Below are 24,878 nucleotides of genomic sequence, written 5' to 3'. Positions count from 1 at the left end.
AGTTGGCAAAACAACGCTTTTAACCGTCTCAATTACACTATCAGGACATATTTGGTTTGATGACTCTACAGACGATTGCATATTAAAGACCTGTGTGAAAGTTCATGTTTTTAGTTTGACTCAACAAATTTTAACCCTAAAAGCCCTTGAGAAAGAGTGCTTGTCATCAATTTAGGCGTAATATGGCTTCGCGTCGGTGGACATAGCAACCTATAGTCTAGATACTGCAAGGTATCTAGTTTAAGCATGGCTTGTTGTGGGCAAAGCATTCTCGAAGAGTACCAAAAATATCCGTGTAAGAATTCAGGTAAGGCGATAAGATCCCCGACTTCTTTTATTTATTGTGTCCACAAATTATAAATTGATGTCAGAAGTCGGGGATCTGGGTCTGAACGAATGCTATAGCTGAATACTTACATATCCGTGGCTATCTCCCGGAGAGTATAAACCAATTTTTCCTAATTCCTTGGAACTAATTCTAAAGTTATCAGTCACTAACGTCACTACCATTTCTGGGTAGAAAATAAAACTCTTTTAGCAAAACTTACTGACTTGGTTTTAACTCATCAGTTCCCAGGATAAATTCATGAAAAATTCCAAATTTCTGCAAATATCCGCAGCAACCTTGCTGAGTTTAGGAATCTTGCAAAACGTCTCCCTCGCTCAACCGATTAGACCAACGAATGCCCAATTAAAAATACCCTCATCTGCAAATGTAGAACTATCTCAAATAAAAATTAATCCCCTTTATCTGGAGCGAGAACAAAAAGCCCCTCTCACAATTAAAAATCAACTTGTAGAGCTACGCCGCGATATTCAGGTAAAAAACCTGACTTTTCAGGTAGGTTACACAACCGCCCTAGATTATAAATTGGAGCAACTAGCTGCTACAAAAGCACCTAATGACTTGCCTGCACAAGCTAGTACACAAAATGCACTAGCAGCACAAATTTTAAATATCGATTTAGCAGAACGCGACAAATTTGAAAGACTCAATCCCGGAAAAATTCCTGAAATACAATTAATCAATAGTCGTGGCTGTTTTGCCTCCGCAAAATCCTTTGACTGGCGGAATTTAAATAAAGTTACACCAGTTAGAAATCAAGGTGGTTGCGGCAGTTGCTGGGCATTTGCTACCTTGGGAGCCTATGAAGGTAATAATTTGATTCGCAACAATACCCAAGCTGATGCTTCCGAACAGCACATTATTAACTGGGGTGGTGCAGGTAGTTGCGGTGGTGGTTGGTGGTCAAATGCCTTTAACTTCTTGATTAATAACGGTACTGCAACCGAAAGTACAGTACCTTACACAGCAACTAATAATACTTACAATTCCAGCGCCTCCACTCCTTACCGTTCTATAGCTTGGGGATATGTCAAACCTGACGGCGGTATCCCCACAGTAGAGGCAATGAAACAGGCTATGTGTAAGCATGGACCATTAACAGTGGCTGTACGTGTTACCCCCGCATTTCAGGCTTATACTGGTGGGGTATTTAACGAGCAAGCTAATGGAGCCATCAATCATGGTGTCACCCTCATCGGTTGGGATGATAATAAAAAAGCCTGGTTAATCAAGAATTCTTGGGGTACAGGCTGGGGTGATAATGGCTATATGTGGATTGCCTATAATAGTAACAGCATCGGTTATGGAGCCGCATGGACACAAGCAAGAAGCAACTTTTATAAATTGTCTCCTGACCTGTTGAAGAAACTGAATCTCAATTTAATCAGACCTAACCCAGGAATCATTCCTCAGTAATTTTCCACTCCTCTACCAAAGTAGTAAATTGTAGGTTGGGCAAAGGGCAAAAATTTTCAATATTGCCCAACTTACCTTAATTTTTACCATCCAATAAATTGAAACTATGGCTTCTAAAAAGGAAGTTTTAACCGCATTTTTTCTGATTATTTGTATATTTACAAGTTTGACCATTGCCTTACAAGTTGGTGCTGATACTACTACTCCTATGTCAAATTCTGAAGTAACTGTTAATAACAGCAACAATGACAGTGAGATTATTGTTCAAAAGAATAGTATTCTCATACTCAAGTTGTTAGCCAACCCAGGGACAGGCTACGGTTGGCAGATCATCAAAAATGATCCTGAACAACTCAAACCTTTGGGAGATTCGGTATTAGAACCATTAGAAGAACAAGTACCAGGAGCAAATGAAAATCAAGTTTTTCGATTTTTAGCACAAGGTTCAGGTTCAACTATGTTGGAACTTCACTATTTACGCCCCTGGGAAAAAAATCTTCCGCCTTTAAAAACCTATCGCCTCAAAGTGCAGATTCGTTAGATATAGCATTTCCTAGTCTAATGAAGTACAAAATTATCTGCGTCCATCTGCGTCCATCTGCGTTTAATTATTACTGCTTGTACCTCACTTGAATGGGAATTGCTATATACACCTTGTAAAATGCTACTGCTTAAATATTTCATCAACAGGAATTTTATAACCGTTAGCAAACCTATTTGTCATATTCGCAGCCCCAGTAATAGCCATTAATTCCCCAAACATTTGCTCAGTCATTCCCTTATTACGAGCAGCAGCACTGTGTGAAGCAATGCAATAATCACAGCCATTAGTCACACTAACAGCAATGTAAATTAATTCTCGCGTTAAGGGGTCTATTTCACCAGGACCAGCCATTATTTCCTTGAGATTTTCCCAAGTGCGTCGCAGAGTAGGAGGATGATTTGCTAAAGCTTTCCAAAAATTATTGATATATTCAGTTTGGCGTGTAGCCCGGATATCGTCATATACTGCACGCACTTCTTCGTTCGCGTCTTCGTATTCGATGAGGTTGGTCATAGGATTTTTTGATCAGTTTTGTCAATTGTTTATTTAATATGTAATATCATAAATTAATTCATCCTGAATAGGAAATATTGATCAGGTGTTTTTCTGCAACTGCACCTAAAACCCAGCGCAGCGTTGTAAAAAACGGATGCCAATTACCTGTACCATTACCAAAGTATTCTGCTGCGACTTTCTCTTCTAAATCATTGATATCAATTGTCTCATCATCAAGTTCTTTATTGATTTCATCAATTACCACCAGTCTTTGATCCTTCAATCGTGGAACATTAAGTGCAAGCTTATCAATAGTAAACTGAACATTTTCAATAGGAATACCAGCTTTTAAACAAGCAATTTCATCAGGTCTGATTTCACCATCTTCACTACTGAATTTAAATAATCGTGTTGTTGGTAAATTCAGAGGGTTTAACAATTTACCATCAGGGATGTCACCATCCTTTTTTTTACCACAACATGGTGAATCTTTCAGCAGTTGTAAATTTTCCAACTCATCATTTTTCATTCCACCTGGAGGAAGACAGATACCCAACATATTCTGCCAATCTAAATCATAGTTATTTTCTTTTGTTGATTGGTTACGAGGAATAAAGTGTTCTACAGAACGATTGTTATCATGAAGAGACATTTCACAATAGGCACAAAGTCCTTTTTGATCAGATGCTAAAGTATCACGAATTGCATTCAAACTTTTTCTATTCTTTTTTAAATTACTCCATCGCTTAACCTCTAAAGAAAATCGCGTTTTATATTTTTTTAGTTCCTCTGGTTCTGGGGATTTACGCACATTCTTCACACTGCATTCCTCCGTTCTAATCGACGGATTTGCATATCTGCTCTAGTCATATCTGGATCAAAAGATTCCCAATTTTGTAATTCTTTTTTGAGGCGTTTTGCTTCCTCTAATTCACCATTATCAATTGCTTCAAAAAGCCGTGTAAGTGTCCTTGATTCTTCTGTATCTGGTCTTAACTCACTCAAACCTAAAACATTTCTCACAATATCTGAACTTTTTCTACCCTTAGTAGGTTCAGGACATGGCTTTACTTGATAATCTTCTAATATCCAAACCTGATTTTGCTTCACAGTTGTCACAACTTCAGGACTATGAGTAGTAGCGATAATTTGAGTATTGGGAAATACTTTCTTTAAATCAGGAATAATCTTCTGTTGCCAAGTTGGATGTAAATGCAAATCTAACTCATCAATCATTAAAATTGCTTCTGCTGCTAACGGGTTTTCCATCTCTGGATTTGCTTGAGCTAAACGCCGTGCAAAGTCCATCACTAACGCTAACATATTGCGATAACCTGCACTTAATTGACTTAATAAAAGTTCTCGTTTTTCTCCTGTTTCCATTATCCACTCAACCATCAGTTTTGCAGATGTCGCACCTGAAAAATAAACGCGAGCATTGGGAGCAATAATTGTAGAAATAGCACTTCTTACTTGCTTCAAATCTGGAAGTTCAAAGTTAATATCTCCCCGCTTTTTTCCCTCTCTTAACTCTTGAAAATCGCGCACAAAAAACCAGTTAGCTAAATCTGTGAATTTAGCTGTTGCATCAAAGGCGTTATTCAATGCATCAAATCTGTCGAAGGATTTATTTGAAATATTTTCAAGATCAGCAATATTAATTAAGTGGCGATTGCTCTTATAATAGGCAATGACAGAAAGTTCAGTTTTAGGATTTTTCTTTAGTGTATTACATTTCTTTTCTATTGCGGAATAAAGTCTTTTAAATTCATCTGGTACGAACGTCGGAGATCCAGTTCTTACACGAATCTTTGTATTATCATCTTCAACTGGCGGTTTTTCATAGACAATTTTCCAATCAGGGAACCCGGTAGCCCATACATTTAACTCTGTCTGAGTTTTTTGTTTACTGCCCTCTTGCTTTGCTGGCAAATCTCGTTGTAAAACAGGCGAATCTTCTTGATATCGTTTTTCTACAATTTCTTGAATTTGACACACATAGGGTAACATTGCAGCTGCGATCGCATCCAATAACGCACTCTTACCAGATCCATTATTGCCAACAAAAATATTAATATCTGAATCTAAGTTGACCTCCAAATGCTCAAAGCAACGGAAGTTTTTGATAATAACTTTTTGAATGTGCATTAGTTTATATCACCTACTTAATTTGCTCTAACTAGCCTAGTTTTACTATTTTATAAAAATTTGGTAACTATTTATTGAATTTCTCCCATTAGCGATAATCAAACCTCACGGTGTATATTTTCGATAAGTAAAATAATTACAATTGTGACAGAAAATTTCATAGGCGCACACCACTTCACCTGGGCTAGGATCTTCCAAAGGATGATCAAAACGTGCATATATAACTTCTATTTCTGTACTCTGACATTGCCCACATTCTGTCATTGGCACGCGCAGCATTATAAACTGACGTTCTAGAGGATGCTGTGCGGGTGGAATACCCGTTCCTTCAAAAATGCTAGTGATCGTATTATCAGAATAGGTGAGAAGGCAGGGCTGAGTAAAACGGTGTTGATAATCTAAAGCCGCTTTTGTTGGCTGCTTAGTTATTTTTTCGACATCTGGAAACATCCACTGGTTCATACATCCTCCTGTTTGTGATATTGTCTGGATTTTAACTGAAGATTGCCAATTTTCATGTTTTTAACTCAAACCAGGACATCTGAAAATATGAACAACAAAATTCGCGCTGTTGTAGTTGATCCCAATGTACCAGGACGCTTGGCCTTGGGTGAGGTGAATGCACCCACCCCAGCCGCAAATGAAGCATTAATCAGAGTTGCAGCAATTTCTCTCAATCGTGGAGAACTCAGACGCGCTTCCACTGCTGAGGCTGGTTGGCGGCCTGGTTGGGACTTAGCTGGTACAGTAGAAACTCCCGCCGTAGATGGTTCTGGACCAGCCCAAGGGGTGCGAGTGGTAGGTTTTCTTCCCGGTGGTGCTTGGGGAGAACTGGTATCCGTACCTACAAACGCTCTAGCCGAACTACCACACTTTGTATCTTTTGCTCAAGCTGCCACTCTCCCCGTAGCTGGTTTAACTGCCTATCATGCCCTCAAAAAAGGTGGTTTTCTCTTAAATCGCTCCGTATTAATAACAGGTGCATCCGGTGGTGTTGGTAACTTTGCCATCCAACTAGCGCGGTTAAGTGGAGCGAAGGTAGTAGCACACCTGCGTCAACCTAAATATGAAGCTGTGGTTAAAGCAGCAGGAGCGCATCAGGTCGTTATCGGTGAAGATATTTCACCTGCAAAAGAATATGGACCCTATCATCTCATTGTGGACTCTGTAGGCGGTAATGTTCTGGGAACAGCCTTGGGTTTATTAGGTACTGATGGTAAGGCTGTGGTGTTTGGAACTACCGCAGGACGAGAAGTAACTTTTAACGCAGGTAATCTTTATGCCCTTGGTGGTGCGAGTATATACGGTCTAATTGTATTCCACGAACTCAAACAAGAATCGGCATCCGTGGGACTAAAATGGTTAGTTGAGCTAGTAGAATCTGGCCAATTGCGTCCTCATATTGATATAGAAGCTCCTTGGACAGAAGTTGCTGATGTAGCGCAACAACTGGTTGACAGACGCTTTCCTGGTAAAGCAGTTTTACACCTTTCCAAATGATAAAAATCTTTTAGACAAATGCTGACATGATTAAACTCGACCAGTTTTTAAAGTTGTTAGGTATAGCCTCAACTGGAGGTCAAGCCAAACTGATGATTATTGATGGTAACGTCAAAGTCAATGGTACAGTTGAAACCCGACGGGGACGGAAATTAGTGGAGACTGACACGGTAACAGTCGCTGGTAAAACTGTTGCTGTTGGGGATGTAGTTCAATAGGTCGCACCTGACGGTAAAGTGAGAATTTCTACACCATTTTCCGTCACTGCGATTATATGCTTAAATTGAGTGGAAAGTTTGTTTTGCGATCGCTTGTGGAAACAAAATCTTCTGCACAAATATGGGAAAGTCTGATATTGTCATCTCTTACGTTTATTTGCACAAATAGGGCGGGCAAGATGCCCACACCACAAGAGTTTTAGCTCAAGAGTTTTAGCTATAGTGTCAACCTATGCGGGTAAAGTCAGGATTTCTACACCATCTTCTGTTACAGCAATGGTATGCTCAAACTGGGCGGAAAGTTTGCGATCGCTCGTTACCGCAGTCCAACCATCACTTAACATCTCTACTTCATAAGTTCCTTCATTAATCATCGGCTCAATTGTAAACACCATACCCGGCCTCAACCGCTTGCCCTTACCCCTTGTACCATAGTGGGGAATATCTGGTGCGGTATGGAAAATATTACTAATACCATGTCCCACAAAATCCCGCACCACCGAAAAGCCTTGAGCTTCAGCATACTCTTGAATAGCAGCGCCAATATCGCCAATTTTCGCCCCTGGTTTTACCTCAGCAATACCTAAGCGCAGACATTCTTCTGTCACCTCTACCAACTTTTGGGTTTTCGGTGCAGCACTACCAACAATAAATGTCTTGGATGTATCGCCGTGATAACCATCGACAATCGGTGTCACATCAATATTGATAATGTCACCTTCCTTGAGGATTTGTCTAGGATGGGGAATACCGTGACAAATTACCTCATTCACACTGGTACAAATTGACTTAGGATAACCCTTGTAACCTAAAGGTGCGCTTTTGGCTCCGTGTGCTTTTGTCCATCGTTCTGCTTCATCATTGAGTTGCAGGGTACTCACACCTGGTTTTACCAAAGGTTCTAAATGTTGTAATAACTCGGCTGCTAAACGTCCAGCCCGCCGCATTTTTTCTATTTCTCGCTGGGATAAAATAACTATTGTTTCGGTTTTCATTACGACTCTTTTGTTAAAAATATAGTTATACCTGTTTCTGCTGCTCTACGTGCTGCCTCTGCTACCTTCAAGGTATACAAGCTAGATTCTGCGGTGACATACAAGGGAGCGCCATAAAAAAGATGGTCTAACACCATTTTCGTATCTTTGGCAAATAATCCCCGACGAGTACCGATATCAATCAACTTTGTTTCCTGTGCCTGTACTAAAATTCCTGTGTCACCATCTAGAATTAAACCCCCTTTTTCACCGTTAATTTCAAACTTTCGTTCTGATTGCCACAGAGTTTCTCCTTTACCATAAATCACTTGAGCTAACAAGCCATTGGTAAAGCATAATTGCGCCATACACAGACAGCTTTGATAATAATTTGTCTCTGTTTCCCAATATCGCTGATGACAATTGACAGTGAAGACTTCACCAAACAAATCAGTCAGCCGATGTAAGCGGGATAGCGCACCGACTAAGGGAAAACCGAAACGCTCATGGTGATAAGTCCACTTGCGAGGTGCTGGATGTTCAGGTTTAACGGTACTGTAGCGGACATAAAACAATTCACCCAGTTGGGCTAAGTTTTGTTTTAAAGCTTGATGCCAGCCGCCTAACAGTTCAATATGTTCAACGTGCAGGAGTTTATTTTTGGCTTTGGCTAAGGCGATTAGTTCTTCTGCTTCCTTGACATCCACAGACAGGGGATATTCGACAATTACGTGTTTGTCGTTAGTCAGGGCTGCATGGGTTATTTTACCATGATCCCGATTGATCGTGGAAATGACAAGTAAATCTAAATCTTCCCGTTCTACTAGCTGTTGCCAAGAATTCATCACCTCCGTTTGATATTCTTGAGCAAAAGCTGCGGTCTTTTCGGGAGTATGGCCAGTGATCGCTACTAAATGTGTGCGCGGATCTTGGCGCAAAGCCTCAGCCCGGAGTTTTGCCGCATACCCAGTACCAACTAAACCCACCCGCATGATTGTATTCAAAGGTGGCTCGGAGTTATACATGATTTTCACCAATTCTGCTTGTTGGGTTTTTGGATCTACAAAGCTAATTTTGTAAACAATGAAATCAGCTACAGTGTCATCAATGCCTTGACACTCTCACCGAAGCAGGCTTCGCCTGTAGCGGGAGATTCTTGTTTGTATTCATCCTTTCCACCTGGCGATTTAGGGATGATATGGTCAATTTCCAGTACATCATCATTTTTAAAGAACAGTCCACAGTGGGCGCATTTTCCCTTTTGACGTTTGAGCAGGGTTGAGATTCTGCTAGGCACGGTCACCCATTCTTATACTCCCATAAACCAGGTTGCCGTCGTATGGTGACGACTCTCCTTTGACTTTTACATAGTTGATGATTTTTGTGGAGCTATGTTTTAGTAACCGCATCGGGTTTTTACCCTCTTGCCTGGTTGCGAATACCCAGTTATCACCGCCACCAATAGTTTGCCAATATTTCCGGTTTATCCACTTTTTCCCTTTGTTCCTATGGCGGTGTTTTGCCCATTTCCTACGTTTCTAGTAAATCAGGGCATCCATTTCTGAGAATGCCTGACTACAATGCAACATCTAAAAGATATTACCCACAAAAATGCTTTCGCCATCTATCCGAGGCACGGAATTTATATAAATAAAACTTATCAATAATAAGTAACTAAATTTCATTACTAATCGTGGTCAATTTTCGGTTACAACGGTTAATTTTTCCCGTAGTATCAGAATCGAAGCAAATTTAAATCAGCAGCTAATTCCAGGGGAATAGCCGGAATCTTTGCTGCAAGATAACTTATTTACTGCCGTTGTAACAAGAGAGGAATACTAAATGGCCACTTTCAAAGTCACATTAATCAACAAAGCTGAGAATTTCAACCAAACAATTGATGTTGAGGATGATGTTTATATTCTAGACGCGGCTGAAGAAGCTGGTTTTGATCTGCCTTACTCTTGCCGCGCTGGTGCTTGCTCTACCTGTGCAGGTAAAATAGTTTCTGGTACAGTTGACCAATCTGACCAATCATTCTTAGACGATGATCAAATCGAAGCTGGATATGTGTTGACCTGTGTTGCATACCCAACTTCTGACTGTACAATCGAAACTCACAAAGAAGAAGACCTTTACTAAGAGCTAGATTTTGCCATATTAATAGCTTTCCACCCCTATACCGTACCAACGGTGTAGAGGTGGATTCTCATGATCAATTCTTAGAATTGCTCGTTGTTCTGCACTCAAGCCCTGCCCTACCTGGTTTTAGGGGCAGAGGATGTTGAGAAAGGCTTAATATCGTCACCGAGAATTTTAATTTCTGTGCCTGGATAATAGAACTGAAGAATTTTAGCACTCGACCAACCTAGCTTGGCTAAATTCTGAGCGCCTGTTTGACTTAAACCTACTCCATGTCCTAACCCTCCACCGATAAAGGCGTATCCCCACACATCTGGTTTGCCCTTGTTGAGAGGTTGGAGATAAAACAGTGTACTGCGGGGAGCAGCAAAGGCGCTGCGAACTTCATCTTTATGCAGGGTAAAAACGCCGATATCAGTTTTCACAGCCAGTTCTAAAATTCGTCCGCTTTCGCTGCGCTTGGTTACAGCTATGGCTTTGATGGTTTTAAATTTGGCATAGGGACTCTTTCTAACCTGCAAAAATTTCTGTAAGTCCTTGGTAATATCCTCTAGGCTTGTTTGTTTGTGCCAACGGAATACATCCCATTTACTTTCATTAAATCCTTGTTGCAGGTTAATAAACTGCCGGAAATTATTTTCGTCTGCTAAACTATTCTGTGATAAGTTCCAAGTATTTGTAGCTGCATCTACTACGGGGCGCAGATAAGGACGATCTTCTCCATTCCAAACATCGCTAAAGAAGGCAGTGATGCCACCTGTAGTTGAAGAATACAGGGCATCTACTATCTCGTTATTGTAAGTTAGTACCATGCCTGTTGTAGCGGCGATCGCCTGATCTGTGGTCTGAGCCACTCCATTTAGCCCATCATAAACTTGGCAGTGTGTATCGGCACATAATTGATAGTTATCAATAGCAAATCTACCTATATTGCGGAGGGCATAGGTGCGGGCAATAATAGCCTGGGCTTCCAGGGATGTTGGTGGCGCACTCGTGCCAATTTCATAAGGTACAACACCACGTAAATATGTTTCTAAAGGCACTTTATTTACTAAAGAGTAAGTCCCATAAGCATTGGGCTGTAAGTTCAACGTCCCTGGATAAAGACGCGCATTAGTGCTTTTTTCAGTTTTATTGACGCGAATCAGGTTTTTATTGGTGGTAATTTCTAGATAATTATTGCTGTATCGCTTACCATTAATTTCCCAACTGACTCGCGGCACTTGTTTGAGAATTTGTGTATCTAAATATGGCAGCTTCTGTCCTGATGCTTGTATGCCTTGTAATAACAAGCGTCGTACCAAGGGAGTGCTATAAACTTCTCGTTTAGCCCATACTTGCCAGCGTTCTGGTTGGGCTATTTCCACCTCTATTCCCTGTGAACGCCAGTTTCTGGCGCTATCTTCAGCTGTTTCAAAGGTGCGGAAGTCTCCCAAAACTACTACCTCCTGCACTTTTGCTTGAGGTAAGGTTTCCATGACTGTTTCCAGCTGGACGGGGTTGGCAGTGATGAGGGTTTGCTGCTGATTATCTACTTTCCATTTTAGCTTTAAGCGATCGCCTTTGGTCGGTGTCAGTTGTAACTTGGCTGTAGGTGTGGCTCCAAATCGCTGGACAATGCCAATTTTTAGTTCCACATCTTGGTTATTTTTGACAGGACTTGATGCAGCAGTCAGTCCCAATAAGCAAAAGGTCGTCAGTATTTTGTAGGCAGAACGCCAGAAAAAGATTTTCATGAAAAATCGATTTTGCTCCCACAGTGAGGCTTCGGGGCAGATTTGAACTTGTTTTGTAGCGTTTTTGTTGAGTAGTTTATGCCATCCCATAATATCATCACCTGTTTTATCTCAACTACTTGCAACTAGAAATCATAACGACTATGATTTATTTATAAACCCAAACATCGAGTACATGAGGCAAGCGCAACATTTACGCCTGTGGACAAGAACCCTCCGGGATTGGTGGAAGCAGGAAGCAAACAGCAAAATGCTCTATTGATTTAGATATGAGCGATTTGTATAGGTTTGGCGTTGCACGGAAAGCATAACTAACCAGCAAAATTCCTTATGGTGAAAATTCAAGAAATTCCCTTAAATCAAATTCAACGTCCATTACCGCGTCAGAACGATCCCCAAAAGGTAAAATACTTAATGGAGTCAATTGCCGAAATTGGGCAACAAGAGCCGATAGATGTTCTTGAAGTAGATGGACGGTATTATGGCTTTTCTGGTTGCCATCGTTATGAAGCTTGTCAGCGACTGGGACAAGAAACAATTTTAGCTAAAGTTAGAAAAGCTACTCCCAGTGTGCTGAAGATGCATTTGGCATGAACAAGCGTGACAGGTTCTATCAGCATAGCTTAGGTATAGTGAAAGTAGACAGATTTACGCAAAACATCGCTAAAAGTTCGTGTTTTTCATGTGTATCCCTACGGGACGCTACGCGAACGCTTTAGCAATACGTGGTTGATTTTTACGTGACTTGTGCGTAAGTCTTAATAGAAAAACTAGCATTTTGATTGAGTTATTGGAAGCAAAAAATTATGTTAAGTAAGTGGGCGTTAAAAAATATAATATAAACCTAACCCCCCAGCCCCCTTCCCTACTAGGGAAGGGGGAGTCAAAGCCTCTCCCCTACCAGGGGAGAGGTTTGGAGAGAGGTTTTATATTTAATTGTGCCAAGTTACTTATCTACAGCAAATTTGTTAACTCAAATAATGCAGGTTCATGAAAAAACCGCTTGGATGCTGAGAAGTTTGCTGGAAGAATAGAAATTGAAGAAATGGGGTATAATAGGCAACAACAACCTATGCCCCATGCCTTATGCCTGAGGAAGATTTCACCCCAAAGTTGCGAAATTTAATGCAAAGTGTGGGGATCTCTAGTTTTAAAACTCTGAGTTCCGCTACTGGTGTTTCTGAGTGGCAAATCTTGTGTTTACGACGGGGAAAGCTGGAGCAGATGCGAGTAGAGGTGCTGCTGAAGCTATCAAAAGTCTTACAGATATCTCCATGTGAATTAATAGCAACTTTTTCAACCGGGAGTTCTGATTCCCAAGTTCTGAGTTTTGCAGTCAAAACTGAACACTTAAATACGAATGCAAAATTGTTACAAGAAATTGCTGACTTAAGAAGAGAGTACGAACGAATCATGCTGACGCTGGAACAGCAGCGAGATGTCTTACAGCAAGAGTTTCGGCAGTCAAGTTTGCAAATATTGGAATCTTTATTGTTGTTCTGGCCTACAGTAGCACAGAAAGCCAAGGATAATCCCCATCTGGAGGCAGTAAAAATATTGCCTTTGGTACAAAAGCCGCTTGAAAAATTGTTACAGGCTTGGGGAGTGGAAGCGATCGCGTCTGTGGGAGCAGAAATACCTTATAATCCTGAATACCATGAATTATTGCAGGGAACAGCCCAACTTGGCGAAACAGTCAAAGTATGTTATATTGGATACCGTCAAGCTGATAAGCTCCTTTATCGAGCTAAGGTCAATCGACTTTAAATTAGCGATTCTATTGCTCAATATTAATTCAAGAGGCAGGAGATAGGAGGCAGGAGGCAGGACGAACCCACGTTTTAAAACGTGGGATTGAAGCAAGGACGCTTTGTATCGCACTTCGTGCCGCTTTGCTAACGCGCTATGAGTCTCGATACAATTCCTCTTTTAAACTGGGCTTGAGACCCAGAACTAAAGTTTTAATTCATACTTCTTCCCTCCAGCAAGACAGCCCTCTGCCTCCTGCCTTCTTTGTAACTAATAACATTAACTATAAAAATATGAACTGTTTATTGATTTGTTTGTAATCAATTACTAGCTGAGGTTCACGGTTTATAAGTTCAAATTTGACAATTTTCTATGAATTTATGAGTAGAAAATTCCAGTTATTTATTGGGAAATTTATAATTGAAAAACTATTTGAATGATGAAAAATTTCTGCTTTTCAGATGATGAGAATTTTTAAAATTTCCTATATTGTTATATACTAGCTACAAGAGAACACCATTGATATGAATCAGAGTAACCTAATTATGAGTCAGCAGGTTAAAGTTCTTACACTTAAAGAGAATTTAAACGCTGAAACTTCATCAGAATTTCAGCAAGATATTGCCCAAATCATGGAAAGTGGTGCAAAGATTGTCTTAGTTGATTGTCAAAATATTACGTTTCTAGATAGTTCTGGTTTAGGAACTCTAGTATTAGCTTTCAAAACCCTACGAGATGCTGATATTAAAATGGTTCTTTGTTCAATTAATGAGCAAGTGAGAATGATATTTGAATTGACCAGTATAAATGAAATATTTGAAATATTTCCTAGTCAAGATGATTTCAATCAGGTTTTAATGGCTACAAATTAATCGAACTTAATTTGCAGGATAGATAAATCATCATCAAAGGCTTCTTTGGAGTTTAAATTGATTAAATATTTCAGTATATAATCAAGTTGGTAATCAACTGAATGTTGTAAGCTAACTAGTAACTGAATAAATCCATCCAGACTCCAAAGACTCCCATCTGATTTAGTAATCTCATAAGCGCCATCGCTAAAAATGTAAAGACTACTCAATTCGTCAATCTGACAAGTTTCATCCACATATTTTGCTTCAGGAAACATACCAACTGGCATACCTGGTGTTTTCAGGAGTTTGATTTTCGTGGTGCTGGGAGATTTTCCAGATACTAATATTGCCGGTGGATGTCCAGCACTTGCATATATTAACTGATGATTAATTCTGTTATATACACCATACCAAATAGTAAAATATTTATCATTTTGATAATTGATTTGAAAAGTATCATTTAAAGCTTTTAATACCTGACTAGGTTGATAATAATTAAGTCCTTTGAGCGCACGGGAACGAAGTAGATTGAGTACAGAAACAGAGGGAAGAGTTGCTCTAAGCCCATGTCCAGCAGTATCTAATAGGTAAATTGCCAGATAGTCAGAATCAAGCCAATAATAATCAAAGCAATCACCTCCTAGTTGTCGGGAGGGAAGAAATCTATAATTAATATTTAGTGGTGTAGATATAGGTAAAGGTAAAAGGGATTTTACATATTCTGCTGCTTCTGCTAGTTCTGTCTCTAACAATAGCTTTTGAGTTTGTAAGTCCCTATTTAACTGATGTAGACGTAATCCTGCTCTGACTCTGGCTTGAAGTTCATTTTGCTCGATAGGCTTGGAGATAAAATCATCAGCACCAGCATCTAGTCCTTTAACGCGATCTGCAACTGAATCCAATGATGTTAATAAAATAAAAAATGTGGTAGATAATTGAGGATCTTTCTTGATGCGATCGCAAACTTCTAGACCTGTTAAACCTGGCATAATCCAATCACAGATGATTAAGGCTGGAGGAGAAGCTAGTGCTTGTAAAATTCCTTCCTGTCCGTTACTGGCAGTGATTACTTGATAGCCACGTTTTTCCAACATCCTTTTCAGAAGGATCTGGATTGAATAGTCATCATCAATTACTAGAATTTGAAACATAATTAAGAGCGTATAGAATTAATCTTCTATCCAGAAATAAAAATAAAAAGCCAAAAATACACTGATGAATAAATAGTTAGTAGTATGATTATTTTCCAAACTACTAACTTGATTAAAAGAAAATCATTTTTAACTATCCATCGGTTTACTAATCTTTTGAGGTGAGCAAATCTTATGAAGATGCAAGAGGGTTGAGCCAGAAAAACATAACTTTTTCTAGCTGGTGTAAATCACGATATACTTCTTGCTTAAACCATTGTCCTAAAGCATCAAGAGGAGTAAAGGAAGTTCCTGGTTGCCATTTAATCTCTTGACCTAAAGGTGTGGTGTGATTTCCAGATAAGGTTTGTGCTGTCACCATTTCAGGAAAGCGATTTTGTAAAATTTTTGTTAAAATTGCTGATTGATCAAGATTATCATTGCTAAATTTTATTAATAAATTACGGCGGATGTGATAACGTTCTTGTACTAGCTGGTTAGTTTCCAAAGGTGTAGGAGTAAACTCAATCGCCAAGGTAGAATTTAATTGTTCTACCAGAGGGATGGCATCTTTAGCAGTGTAGTTGTTAAAGGAAATGAGAATATTACCTGCTCGTTCAACTGGAAAAAGGCTACCAATTAATAAATGGAGTTTGCAACCCATACTGTGTCCAAGACCATAGATAGGCAGGTACAGTTTGCGTAATTCACCTGAATAGTGTAAGCGTTCTAGGGTGCGGTCAAAGTTGAGCAGTACAGATTCAGCGATCGCCAGATGATCTAAGGTGTTGACAAAAGGCGTAGCAATAATAACATAGCCTTTAGCTGCCAACTGTTCTAGTAACCAGCGGTAAGTTAGGTGAGGTGCGGTAGCGACAAATGCACCCCCTAAGAAATGGATGATACCGATGGGATGACGCGGAATAATTACCCAGTTGCCTCTGATTTCTTTCCAGTCCATATCAATGTGCGATACCTACGATTAAGCTAGGCTAAGGTTTTTTTCATATTCTTTAATGTTACTCCGTTCCTGCCAGAGAAGATTAACTATAATCTTGGAGAGGGTGTAATCTTCTAAAAATATCAATATATTGTCAGTTTAACCAAACAACTGTGCGATCGCATACTAGATGAAAAAAAGGTTAACTTAATCTATTAATTGGGTTTTAACGCTGATTTTGTAACCTTCGCATTTCGTATTGGACATCTAAAGCAATTTGCAACGCTTCATTCAATAATCGGTCATGTTCAGTTGCTTGTTCAGTAACTTGTATGGAAGTTAATGTAGCTAAATTGTTAGCAAATAAATCCGAATTAGTCAAAATGAAATTTTTATTTTCTCGCAAAATTCTTTCGGTTTTTAAAGCACGTACTAAATCTAATTTGGTAAAAACTAAAGCTTCAATAACTCTCTCTCTTTGCTTGATCCCTACCTCTGGATTACCAGCATCTTCTATTTGGTCATTAATATCTATAGCTTTAATAACAGCATTATATCTTTCAACATCAGTGAGTAAAGTTTGCAGAGAATTTGTCATATTTTTTTTGATAAACTTAGCTTTGCTCTTCCACAGTAAATATAATATAGTCTGGATTACACCACCAACCCAAATACTAACTAAAATTAGTAATATCCAAGATGGTATTGTGATCCAACTAGCAAATACTTTGAGAAGTATGTCAAATAATAGATATGAAAACACCAAAGTAGAACAACCTATAAAAACTACCGTAGCCCACTCTGAACCTTTGATTTTTGCTATTAATAATTTTCTCACTTTATGCAGAGAATTAGTAATAATAAATAATTCATTTTTAACAGGTAAATTAGTCAAATTTTCCAACTCCTGATGACTAATTTCTAAGCCCTTCAAATCATCACGCACAGCTTTGCAAACCTCAGCAGAATAGTAATTTACTCTAATATAGCAATCAAATTTTGAGAATGGTAGTTGTCATGAGATTTTACCAAAACTTTACATACAACAGAAAGTATAAAGAAGATGACAGAAAGGAAGAAGAGAGGATAAATTTAGATTTTAGATTTTTAATTTATTGCTATCATAGTTACACTTGAGCATAACTGGAAATTGCCTGATTTCTTAATTATTTATTAATGATAGTGAATAAATAAAAACCAGCAGCAGTAAACATAAAGAGGATAGTTGAGGCATATACTATGATATCCCTCAAAAGAAATAATATCCAATCTTTCCTAAGTTCCTGTCGAAATTTCATTTCCCTTAACTTGCGTTCAAGTTCCAAATCTTCTTGAGTAGGTAAATTGACAAACCTACTGGTATATACATCCTTAAGTATTTCTGCGGTAGAGTGTGTTTCTTCTTCAGTTACAAAATTTTCTGGAAAACTATCTAATTGCTGATTTACCTCAGTTGAAACAATTGGTAAACTATCCTGATTGAGTTTCGTGATTTCCTTTTTGAGCAGCTTTTTCACAATTTTGACTATTAACGCTTCTAAATTTTTATCTGTCATCGGATTTAAAGTCAAATATGTCCTAGTATCAGCTTTTAAGTGTAGTTTAACTGAATGTCAAACAACTGAAGTTGAGGCTACAGGAACAAAAACCGTTTGAATTTCTGTAAGGACCAAAATGGTAATAATAGTTGTCCTGATTAATATCTTAATCTCACTAATACTTTTTTACATAGCTTGGCAGGTATGGAAACTCAAGCACAAGCTGCGAATTATAGCAGAAAGATTAAACAGCTATGAACGCGCTACCCATACAGTACTGTATACAGCACCAGAAAATATTTATACAGGGCAACAGCAAATTTATAACTTGCGACAAAAACACCAAAACCTGAAACTGCAAATCCAGCAAGTGCGGCAGATTCTCAACCTCATACTACTGGGGAGAAAAATTTGGCAGAGGTATCTTTGACAATCAAAATATAACGAGTGATTATAGAATTTGATAACTGTATGTTCTCATCCAACTGACAACCGCCTGATCTACACAACTGCGGTAAATGGTCATTTCCAAAAAGTCGGAATCTACCTATCGCTATTGCCAGAACATAAAACCAGCCTAAAATAAGTGTAAATAGATAAAAGATCAACCATAAAAATAAATGTCCAATAATCGTTCTGGAATATTTATTGGCGGCTTGATGCTGGGAGCTACTATCGGTGCTTTAACCGGCTTGCTCGCGGCTCCCCGCACAGGGCGCGAAACCCGTAAACTTTTGAAAAAATCAGCAGATGCCTTACCAGAATTGGCAGAAGATATATCAACAAGTGTGCAGATGCAAGCAGATCGGCTTTCTGCCAACGCACTGCGAAACTGGGATGATACCCTAGAGAGACTGCGGGAAGCGATCGCTGCTGGAGTAGATGCTACTCAACGCGAAAGTCAAGCCCTAAAACGGCCAAACCCTGCTGCTGCCGAAAACACAGATTCTATAAACCAGAATCTAGAACGCTTATAAATAGCATAACCGTGATTGACCCTCTGTTTTGGCTGGGACTGTCCATTCTCTTAGTCGCTGCTAGTCTCACTGCTGTTTTAGTAGCGGCTATACCCGCTTTGCAGGAGTTAGCACGCGCCGCTCGTAGTGCCGAAAAGTTTTTTGATACTCTATCAAGGGAGTTACCGCCTACTCTCAAAGCCATCCGTAATACCAGTTTAGAAATAACAGATTTAACCGATGATGTTAGTGAAGGTGTAAAAAGTGCTGGACAAGTCGTTCAACAAGTAGATCAAAGCCTGGATAACGCCAAAAAACAAGCTCAGAACATTCAAGTCAGCACACGCAGCCTCGTAGTTGGTGTTAAAGCTGCCTGGAAAAGCTTCACGCACCAAAAACCTGCTAGACGCAGTCCTGAACGCTTACCGATGAATGAAAAACCAGAGTTAACTCTGCGAGAGCGAGAAGTGCTGAGGCAAGAAAATAAGCGCACACATTCATAATGATAACTTAGTAGCAATGGCTACAGTGAAGCTGTTAATTAGGAAAGTGATTTTGATCAAGAATAGGTGAGAGGGAACAGGGAATAGGTGACAGGGAAAAGTGATAACTGATAACTGACCCATTCCCCATTGCCTTAGATTAGAGTAAAGTAAACAAGTGTAAAGAAGTATCACTTTTCTCGTACTCTTTTAAAACAACTTGTTCACTTCTGCCCTTAATATTTGTATAAAAAATTCCATGCAGCGTTGTTTTTGGCGACAAATTTTAGTATCCATTGCAGTATTTTTCTTTGCTGGATCAATTTGGGCGATTCATTCACCATCAGCCCTGGCTTATGAAAATCCTGACTTGCTACCTGACACATTTACCCCAGTGGTTGATTTAGCGAAAACTCTCCCCGACCCCCAAGAAGAAAAACTGGTCAACGAGTTAGAACAGTTTGAAACTGCTACTGGCTGGAAATTGCGAGTATTAACCCAGTATGACCGCACCCCAGGGAGAGCAGTAATCAAATATTGGGGTTTGGATGACAAAAGCATTCTCTTGGTTGCAGATGCTCGTGGTGGTAACATTCTCAGCTTTAGTGTGGGTGATGCGGTTTATGAACTTTTACCCCGTACATTTTGGATTGAACTGCAAACGCGTTTTGGTAACTTGTACTTTGTGCGGGAACAAGGGGAAGACCAAGCCATCCTCCAAGCCTTAGATTCAGTTAAAGGTTGTTTACTCAAAGGTGGTTGTAACGTCGTTCCTGGACTACCAAGAGAACAGTGGATACTCACCGTCATTACCTCAGCTATTGGTGGTGTGATTTGTGGCTTTGCTGCTCAACCCCGCAATGATAAACAAGTTTTTGCTTGGCAATGGGCGTTAATTTTCTCACCTTTGTGGGGAATTTTGTTTATTGCCTTCGGTATTGCTCCAGTCATAACCCGTACTAGCGACTGGGTTCCTCTGGTTCGCAATATTTCCGCTTTCTTAATTGGTGTTTTGGTAGCTTATCTATCTCCAGGTTTCAGTCGTCCTCCTTCTAGTAGCGAATCATAAATCTGTTCCCTGTTCCCTGTTCCCTACCTTGTGATGATAAGCTGAAAGCTGATATGTGAGAAGCTTAACAGCAATGGAATGGCACGTAACTGATGCTCAAAGCTTGGCAATCATTGATAGTGAAATTGGCGATCATGTCTTTTCACCAGCAGAATATGAGATAGTCCGGCGAGTAATATACGCCACGTCTGATTTTGAGTACAAGTCTTTGATTCGCTTTTCGGAACACGCTTTACAAGCAGGAGCAGCAGCACTAGCAGCACGTACTACAATTGTGGTAGATGTGCCAATGGTACAAGTCGGTATTGCCTACGATATTCAAAACACCTTTGCCAACCCGGTGTATTGCAGTATGGAAGCTCTGACTCGTCCACAAAAAGAAAGAACTCGCTCTGCTTGGGGGATTGAAACCCTGGCCAAGCGGTATCCAGAGGGGATTTTTGTGGTTGGTCAAGCCCAAACTGCTTTGACTGCACTTGTAGATTTAATTGAAGCGGAAGAAATTCGACCGGCTTTGATTATTGCTACTCCAGCAGGATTTATCAATGTAGATTCTGATAAAGAACGTTTGCAAGAATCTTTAGTACCTTATATTACTATTGACAGTCGTAAAGGTAATGCGGTGGTAGCATCTGCTATTGTTGATGGTTTGGTTGATTTGGCTTGGCAAGCCTATGGTCAAGATAGAAGTGGAGTAAGTTAGAAGAGAGATGGGGAAAATTAATATCTATCATCCCCTCTGCTTCTCTGGTTTTCTGGGCGACGACGACGAGGTTTTTCTTGTTGGTTTTCTCGTAAGCGGAGACTGACTTCATTAAAGAAATCCTCTCGCACGTAGGGGTAGTCACTTACCCAGAGGTTACGACTGGGGATGTAGATATTGCTAAATTCTTCAATGCTGCTTAAATCTGGGCTATTTGACATGACTATCATTTCTGCAATTTGACCACGTGCGATCGCTTTGTGAGCAGGACGTAATGGGGCATCAAATTCTACACTAAACCCTGTGTTATCACCAATTTCTAAGTTAATCCGTTTTTCGCGGTTTTCGATAATTACTAACTCGCCTTTGTTGTTGACGGTTTCTTGCTTACCTGTCAATTTATCTGTAATCCACCAATCTAGCACTCGTCCTCGGAAAAAGCCGCTGTACTTGTAACGGCGGCATTTTGCATTGCGAATACTGGCTTGAAATACGGGATACCACAACCAAAAAAAAGCGCCAAATACCCCGAAGGTGAAAATCAGCCCAAAATCCAGCTTCAAAAAGATTCTGCCCAGAAAAATTACAACTACAGTCACTACAGAAATTAATAGCCGCTGTAAAAAACTGTTAAACTTTCCCCAGTAGTATTTGTACTGTGAACCACTGGCAATAAGAGGGATAATTTGTTCAAATTTTTGGCGAGTCAGTGGAACAAGCATATTTTAGAATTTAGAATTTAGAATTTAGATTTTGGATGGGAAAAATCGCAAATCGAAAATTTATAACAGAGATATCAATGGACAGGGTAATCAGGATATCAATATAATTCTGAAAATCAGACTACACATTTATTTTACTCCTGACTCCTGACTCCTTTCTTACAGGATTTTTTCTAATCCATATACTAATGACTTTAGCTGGTTGACTTTGCGAATTGCTAGTAGGACTCCGGGCATATAGCAGGAGCGATCGCTTGTATCATGGCGTAAGGTGTAAATTTGCCCTGCTGCGCCGAAAATGACTTCTTGATGGGCAATGAGTCCAGGTAGGCGTACACTATGAATTCTAATGCCTTCTTCGGCTAAAGAGCCTCTAGCTCCTAGTATTTTTTCTGTTTCTTCGACTTGAGGAATGTTAAAAGTTTTACCCAATTCCGCTAATAACTGCGCTGTTTGAATGGCTGTACCGCTTGGTGCGTCGGCTTTTTGGTTGTGATGCAGTTCGATAATTTCTACATGATCAAAATATTGGGATGCGGTAACTGCGGCTTGTTGTAGCAGTACCATACCTATGGAGAAATTAGGAATTAGCAAGCAACCGGTACTGGCTTTTTCGGCAAAATCTGTCAAATTTTGAATTTGTTCGGGACTTAAACCTGTGGTTCCCACTACTGGACGAATACCGTAAGCGATCGCACTCCGCACGTTATCATAAACCGCATCAGGATGGGTAAAGTCTACCATTACCCCAGGAGCCATCTGTCTTTCACCAGCTACATAGCCTAACATTGGCTCTAATTGATTGGTAATAGGCACTTCTAAAGGTTCGCTTAAACCTGCCAGTTCTCCTGCGTCCTTGTCTTGATGTTCAGGTGAGGTATCGAGAGCGCCCATTAAAATCATATCAGGTGCTTGGGCTACTGCTTTGATTACTTCACGTCCCATTTTGCCAGCAGCACCGTTGACAATAACTGGGATGGTAGATTGATTGGTCATATTTCCTGCAAATGCGTTTTTAGTCATTTTACTCCTAAGAAACACATTTTATAACCCTTGCCAGGTAAGGATTTCAGGTTTCCAATCTGTTGGGTGTTTTTTTCAATTGTTGCGGGAGCGCAAACCGCTCCCGTTGGAGGCTCATATCTGATTAAATAATCACCTATGATGAGGATACGAGTATCTTCACTAGCTCCTCCGTCACAGAACTCAAGAAATCAGTATTTACCCTTAACTAATCAGGAATCTAAAAAATTAATTCATACATCCAATCACAACATTTGACACAGGTACTACGTCTTTTCTACTAGAGTTTATTGGATTTCTGATCAAGGTTTTGAAACCCACTCAGGTGGTTTTTGACTCTGTAGCTGCGATTTCTAATCGCTACGATTTCTCATCGCCCAGGCTAATATAGAAAAATTCTATCGTTTCTATTGAAAAACTGCGACATTTGCAGCGACTTTGTATAACATGGACTGATTCAGAACCAATTTATCTGAAAAAGTTGGTTTGGTTCCCTATTGACAAAGTTATTTGAAGCAGATGAACAGAAAATTTATCTTAGCCTTGCTTTCTAGCCCCGTCGTGTTTATGTCCATGCTATCTACAGTCATGATGGCTAGACCAGTTCACGCTAGTCAAACAGTTACCCCTGTAGGTACTCATCTTTCTTGTGTGCGTTCTCCCCACTCAGCAAATGTGCGTCAAGTATGTATATCGGTAGATAATGCTACTCCCACAACCGCTAAACCTGCGATGCAACTAGCACAAGTTCAACCTGAACAAAATCTAGAACAAAATCAGGCAGATGAACTAATATTTACGGAAGCAGAAAGTGATGAGGCTATCAAGTTATTTGGCTGTGATTGTCCAGCCTGCCTTAATGCTGTGCGTCAGTTGCATGGTTTAGCACCTTTACCAGTTTAGTTGGAATATCATATTTTCTAGATAAGGAGCTTCGATTTAAAAAATTTAATACTGAATACTGAGATCCCCAACTTCTCTAAGAAGTCGGGGATCTTAATTAATTGTTAAGGAAACTGGGGTAAATATTATCTCTTTATCCTGACTCTTGACTCTAAGACACTTGTAATAAATAGCTCATACAGTGTCCCATTAAGAAATAAACTACCAACATCGCCGCAGCCGCTAGGGCAACCAATGTACCAGCGAGCATCAGCGAAAATTCTTTATTTTCGTAGGCTTTCTCCATCAGGTGCAGGGACCAGGCTACAAGCGCCACATCAAAAAGTAAAATAGGAATCAACATATTTTTTCTTAATATTTCTTAATACTAGTAAAGTAATATTAACATTGTTTTGGCTAACTGTGTCTAACCTGAGAGGGATGGAATTGGTTGCTAGGGCATGGGATCAGCAAGGGAGACGGACTGGAACTGATCTTTCCTGCAAATAATTTTTAATTTGCGCCACGCTTAATTGCCCATAATGTAGTAAAGATGCTAATAATGCGGCTTCTGCTCTGCCATCGGTTAAAGCTTCGTGAATATGCTCACAATTTCCTGCACCACCAGAGGCAATCACAGGAACTTCGACAGATTGGGCGATCGCACGCGTCAAATCGAGGTCATATCCGGCTTGAGTGCCATCTGCATCCATACTTGTTACTAGCAATTCACCAGCCCCCCTTTTTTCTACTTCCTGCGCCCACAGTAAGGCATCTTTGCCAGTATTTTCCCTCCCTCCACGTATGTATACATCCCAACCAGGGTTGTTGGGGTCAAGTCTTCGTCTGGCATCAATAGCAACAACGATACACTGATTACCAAAGCGATCGCTCGCTTGATTGATCAAATCTGGGTTACGGACGGCCGCAGAATTAATACTAACCTTGTCAGCGCCGGCGCGTAACAAACCTTTAACATTTTCTAAGGTTTGAATACCTCCCCCCACAGTCAGCGGAATGAAGACCTGTTCAGCAGTCCGGTAAACCACATCAATAATCGTGTCTCGGTCTTCATGAGTCGCCGTAATATCCAGAAACACTAACTCATCCGCACCGGCTTCGTTATAAACCTTGGCTAGTTCTACCGGATCACCCGCATCCTTGAGGTCTACAAAGTTAACTCCTTTGACAACTCGTCCCGCCTTGACATCCAAGCAAGGTAAAATTCTTTTAGATAACATAGCAATTTCTCTATTTTTGGTAATTGTTCGGAATTTAAATTGTAAAGGCAATTGGGAAATTAGGTGACAG

General features: G+C 39.9%; 30 protein-coding genes and 1 pseudogene. 15 read left to right on the top strand and 16 right to left on the bottom strand.

The window, feature by feature from the left end:
* Positions 1–586: 586 nt before the first annotated feature.
* Both H6G06_RS18725 and H6G06_RS18720 read left to right on the top strand, forming a co-directional pair.
* The gene (locus H6G06_RS18725) at positions 587–1,762 is read left to right on the top strand and encodes a C1 family peptidase (RefSeq protein WP_190562837.1); all 1,176 of its coding nucleotides are present in this window, start codon (positions 587–589) and stop codon (positions 1,760–1,762) included.
* 106 nt (positions 1,763–1,868) lie between these two features.
* The gene (locus H6G06_RS18720; RefSeq protein ID WP_190562835.1) at positions 1,869–2,303 is read left to right on the top strand and encodes a protease inhibitor I42 family protein; all 435 of its coding nucleotides are present in this window, start codon (positions 1,869–1,871) and stop codon (positions 2,301–2,303) included.
* A 123-nt stretch (positions 2,304–2,426) separates the two neighbouring features.
* Here the strand turns inward: H6G06_RS18720 and H6G06_RS18715 are convergent, their stop codons facing one another.
* The 4 genes from H6G06_RS18715 to H6G06_RS18700 form a co-directional block, all read right to left on the bottom strand.
* A complete protein-coding gene (locus H6G06_RS18715) occupies positions 2,427–2,819 on the bottom strand; it encodes a carboxymuconolactone decarboxylase family protein (protein WP_190562833.1) in 393 nt (130 codons plus the stop codon).
* A gap of 58 nt (positions 2,820–2,877) precedes the next feature.
* Positions 2,878–3,621 (bottom strand): retron system putative HNH endonuclease, encoded by a 744-nt coding sequence (locus H6G06_RS18710; protein WP_190562832.1) that lies wholly within the window; start codon positions 3,619–3,621, stop codon positions 2,878–2,880.
* A complete protein-coding gene (locus tag H6G06_RS18705) occupies positions 3,618–4,949 on the bottom strand; it encodes an AAA family ATPase (RefSeq protein WP_190562830.1) in 1,332 nt (443 codons plus the stop codon). Before H6G06_RS18705 ends, H6G06_RS18710 begins: the two co-directional genes overlap by 4 nt.
* A 105-nt stretch (positions 4,950–5,054) precedes the next feature.
* Complete coding sequence (locus tag H6G06_RS18700; protein WP_190562828.1) at positions 5,055–5,411, bottom strand: hypothetical protein; 357 nt, start codon at positions 5,409–5,411, stop codon at positions 5,055–5,057.
* A gap of 87 nt (positions 5,412–5,498) precedes the next feature.
* On the opposite strand from H6G06_RS18700, the gene H6G06_RS18695 reads away from it, so the two are divergent.
* Both H6G06_RS18695 and H6G06_RS18690 read left to right on the top strand, forming a co-directional pair.
* Positions 5,499–6,449, top strand: a complete 951-nt coding sequence (locus H6G06_RS18695; RefSeq protein WP_190562826.1) for a zinc-binding dehydrogenase — start codon at positions 5,499–5,501, stop codon at positions 6,447–6,449.
* Positions 6,450–6,475: 26 nt separating this feature from the next.
* On the top strand, positions 6,476–6,667 hold the full coding sequence (locus H6G06_RS18690) for an RNA-binding S4 domain-containing protein (RefSeq protein WP_190562824.1): 192 nt from the start codon (positions 6,476–6,478) through the stop codon (positions 6,665–6,667).
* 230 nt (positions 6,668–6,897) lie between these two features.
* On the opposite strand, the gene map is transcribed toward H6G06_RS18690, so the two are convergent.
* The 3 genes from map to H6G06_RS28035 all read right to left on the bottom strand — a co-directional run bounded on the left by map (position 6,898) and on the right by H6G06_RS28035 (position 8,938).
* Positions 6,898–7,662, bottom strand: a complete 765-nt coding sequence (gene map / locus H6G06_RS18685; RefSeq protein ID WP_190562822.1) for a type I methionyl aminopeptidase — start codon at positions 7,660–7,662, stop codon at positions 6,898–6,900.
* A complete protein-coding gene (locus H6G06_RS18680; protein ID WP_190562820.1) occupies positions 7,662–8,666 on the bottom strand; it encodes a Gfo/Idh/MocA family protein in 1,005 nt (334 codons plus the stop codon). The genes map and H6G06_RS18680 overlap by 1 nt, the downstream gene beginning before the upstream one ends.
* Positions 8,667–8,734: 68 nt before the next feature.
* On the bottom strand, positions 8,735–8,938 hold the full coding sequence (locus tag H6G06_RS28035; RefSeq protein ID WP_338422959.1) for an HNH endonuclease: 204 nt from the start codon (positions 8,936–8,938) through the stop codon (positions 8,735–8,737).
* 545 nt (positions 8,939–9,483) lie between these two features.
* On the opposite strand from H6G06_RS28035, the gene H6G06_RS18670 reads away from it, so the two are divergent.
* The gene (locus H6G06_RS18670) at positions 9,484–9,783 is read left to right on the top strand and encodes a ferredoxin (protein ID WP_190562818.1); all 300 of its coding nucleotides are present in this window, start codon (positions 9,484–9,486) and stop codon (positions 9,781–9,783) included.
* Between the two features lie 116 nt (positions 9,784–9,899).
* Here H6G06_RS18670 and H6G06_RS18665 read toward each other — a convergent pair whose 3' ends face one another.
* Positions 9,900–11,519, bottom strand: a complete 1,620-nt coding sequence (locus H6G06_RS18665; protein WP_242039765.1) for a SpoIID/LytB domain-containing protein — start codon at positions 11,517–11,519, stop codon at positions 9,900–9,902.
* Positions 11,520–11,849: 330 nt separating this feature from the next.
* Between H6G06_RS18665 and H6G06_RS18660 the strand changes: the two genes are divergently transcribed.
* From H6G06_RS18660 to H6G06_RS18645, 4 genes and pseudogenes are all read left to right on the top strand, one after another.
* Positions 11,850–12,113 (top strand): ParB N-terminal domain-containing protein, encoded by a 264-nt coding sequence (locus H6G06_RS18660; protein ID WP_190562814.1) that lies wholly within the window; start codon positions 11,850–11,852, stop codon positions 12,111–12,113.
* A 362-nt stretch (positions 12,114–12,475) separates the two neighbouring features.
* Positions 12,476–12,553 (top strand): annotated as a pseudogene (locus H6G06_RS18655) (DNA starvation/stationary phase protection protein); the annotation flags it as partial.
* 52 nt (positions 12,554–12,605) lie between these two features.
* Positions 12,606–13,286 carry a nucleotide exchange factor GrpE gene (grpE, locus tag H6G06_RS18650; protein WP_190562812.1) on the top strand — a complete coding sequence of 227 codons (681 nt, stop codon included), beginning with the start codon at positions 12,606–12,608 and terminating at the stop codon, positions 13,284–13,286.
* Positions 13,287–13,813: 527 nt separating this feature from the next.
* Positions 13,814–14,140: an STAS domain-containing protein gene (locus tag H6G06_RS18645; RefSeq protein ID WP_190562810.1), complete on the top strand. Its 327-nt coding sequence runs from the start codon at positions 13,814–13,816 to the stop codon at positions 14,138–14,140.
* On the opposite strand, the gene H6G06_RS18640 is transcribed toward H6G06_RS18645, so the two are convergent.
* The 4 genes from H6G06_RS18640 to H6G06_RS18625 form a co-directional block, all read right to left on the bottom strand.
* Positions 14,137–15,273: a PP2C family protein-serine/threonine phosphatase gene (locus H6G06_RS18640; protein ID WP_190562808.1), complete on the bottom strand. Its 1,137-nt coding sequence runs from the start codon at positions 15,271–15,273 to the stop codon at positions 14,137–14,139. The two genes, H6G06_RS18645 and H6G06_RS18640, sit on opposite strands and share 4 nt — an antisense overlap.
* A gap of 172 nt (positions 15,274–15,445) precedes the next feature.
* Entirely contained in the window at positions 15,446–16,213 is a 768-nt protein-coding gene (locus H6G06_RS18635; RefSeq protein ID WP_190562806.1) for a DUF1350 family protein, read from the bottom strand.
* Positions 16,214–16,418: 205 nt separating this feature from the next.
* The gene (locus H6G06_RS18630; RefSeq protein ID WP_190562804.1) at positions 16,419–17,138 is read right to left on the bottom strand and encodes a hypothetical protein; all 720 of its coding nucleotides are present in this window, start codon (positions 17,136–17,138) and stop codon (positions 16,419–16,421) included.
* Between the two features lie 220 nt (positions 17,139–17,358).
* A complete protein-coding gene (locus H6G06_RS18625) occupies positions 17,359–17,748 on the bottom strand; it encodes a hypothetical protein (RefSeq protein ID WP_190562802.1) in 390 nt (129 codons plus the stop codon).
* Between the two features lie 118 nt (positions 17,749–17,866).
* Between H6G06_RS18625 and H6G06_RS18620 the strand changes: the two genes are divergently transcribed.
* The 5 genes from H6G06_RS18620 to H6G06_RS18600 all read left to right on the top strand — a co-directional run bounded on the left by H6G06_RS18620 (position 17,867) and on the right by H6G06_RS18600 (position 20,940).
* Positions 17,867–18,160, top strand: coding sequence for a hypothetical protein (locus tag H6G06_RS18620; RefSeq protein WP_190562800.1), 294 nt, complete (start codon positions 17,867–17,869; stop codon positions 18,158–18,160).
* Between the two features lie 190 nt (positions 18,161–18,350).
* On the top strand, positions 18,351–18,707 hold the full coding sequence (locus H6G06_RS18615; protein WP_190562798.1) for a YtxH domain-containing protein: 357 nt from the start codon (positions 18,351–18,353) through the stop codon (positions 18,705–18,707).
* Positions 18,708–18,718: 11 nt separating this feature from the next.
* Positions 18,719–19,189, top strand: coding sequence for a DUF948 domain-containing protein (locus H6G06_RS18610; RefSeq protein ID WP_190562796.1), 471 nt, complete (start codon positions 18,719–18,721; stop codon positions 19,187–19,189).
* A 238-nt stretch (positions 19,190–19,427) separates the two neighbouring features.
* On the top strand, positions 19,428–20,237 hold the full coding sequence (locus H6G06_RS18605; RefSeq protein WP_190562794.1) for a TPM domain-containing protein: 810 nt from the start codon (positions 19,428–19,430) through the stop codon (positions 20,235–20,237).
* Between the two features lie 73 nt (positions 20,238–20,310).
* The gene (locus H6G06_RS18600; protein WP_190562880.1) at positions 20,311–20,940 is read left to right on the top strand and encodes a precorrin-8X methylmutase; all 630 of its coding nucleotides are present in this window, start codon (positions 20,311–20,313) and stop codon (positions 20,938–20,940) included.
* Between the two features lie 17 nt (positions 20,941–20,957).
* Here the strand turns inward: H6G06_RS18600 and H6G06_RS18595 are convergent, their stop codons facing one another.
* Both H6G06_RS18595 and dapB read right to left on the bottom strand, forming a co-directional pair.
* The gene (locus H6G06_RS18595) at positions 20,958–21,662 is read right to left on the bottom strand and encodes a phosphate ABC transporter permease (protein WP_190562792.1); all 705 of its coding nucleotides are present in this window, start codon (positions 21,660–21,662) and stop codon (positions 20,958–20,960) included.
* A 159-nt stretch (positions 21,663–21,821) separates the two neighbouring features.
* Positions 21,822–22,658, bottom strand: coding sequence for a 4-hydroxy-tetrahydrodipicolinate reductase (dapB, locus tag H6G06_RS18590; protein ID WP_190562878.1), 837 nt, complete (start codon positions 22,656–22,658; stop codon positions 21,822–21,824).
* Positions 22,659–23,204: 546 nt separating this feature from the next.
* Between dapB and H6G06_RS18585 the strand changes: the two genes are divergently transcribed.
* Positions 23,205–23,588, top strand: a complete 384-nt coding sequence (locus H6G06_RS18585; RefSeq protein ID WP_190562790.1) for a hypothetical protein — start codon at positions 23,205–23,207, stop codon at positions 23,586–23,588.
* A gap of 151 nt (positions 23,589–23,739) precedes the next feature.
* Here the strand turns inward: H6G06_RS18585 and H6G06_RS18580 are convergent, their stop codons facing one another.
* Complete coding sequence (locus H6G06_RS18580; RefSeq protein ID WP_190562787.1) at positions 23,740–23,931, bottom strand: hypothetical protein; 192 nt, start codon at positions 23,929–23,931, stop codon at positions 23,740–23,742.
* A 103-nt stretch (positions 23,932–24,034) separates the two neighbouring features.
* Positions 24,035–24,808 (bottom strand): imidazole glycerol phosphate synthase subunit HisF, encoded by a 774-nt coding sequence (gene hisF, locus H6G06_RS18575; protein WP_190562785.1) that lies wholly within the window; start codon positions 24,806–24,808, stop codon positions 24,035–24,037.
* Positions 24,809–24,878 lie beyond the last annotated feature (70 nt).

Source organism: Anabaena sphaerica FACHB-251 (assembly GCF_014696825.1).
Lineage (GTDB): Bacteria > Cyanobacteriota > Cyanobacteriia > Cyanobacteriales > Nostocaceae > RDYJ01.
This window is presented reverse-complemented; position numbering and strand designations above follow the sequence as displayed.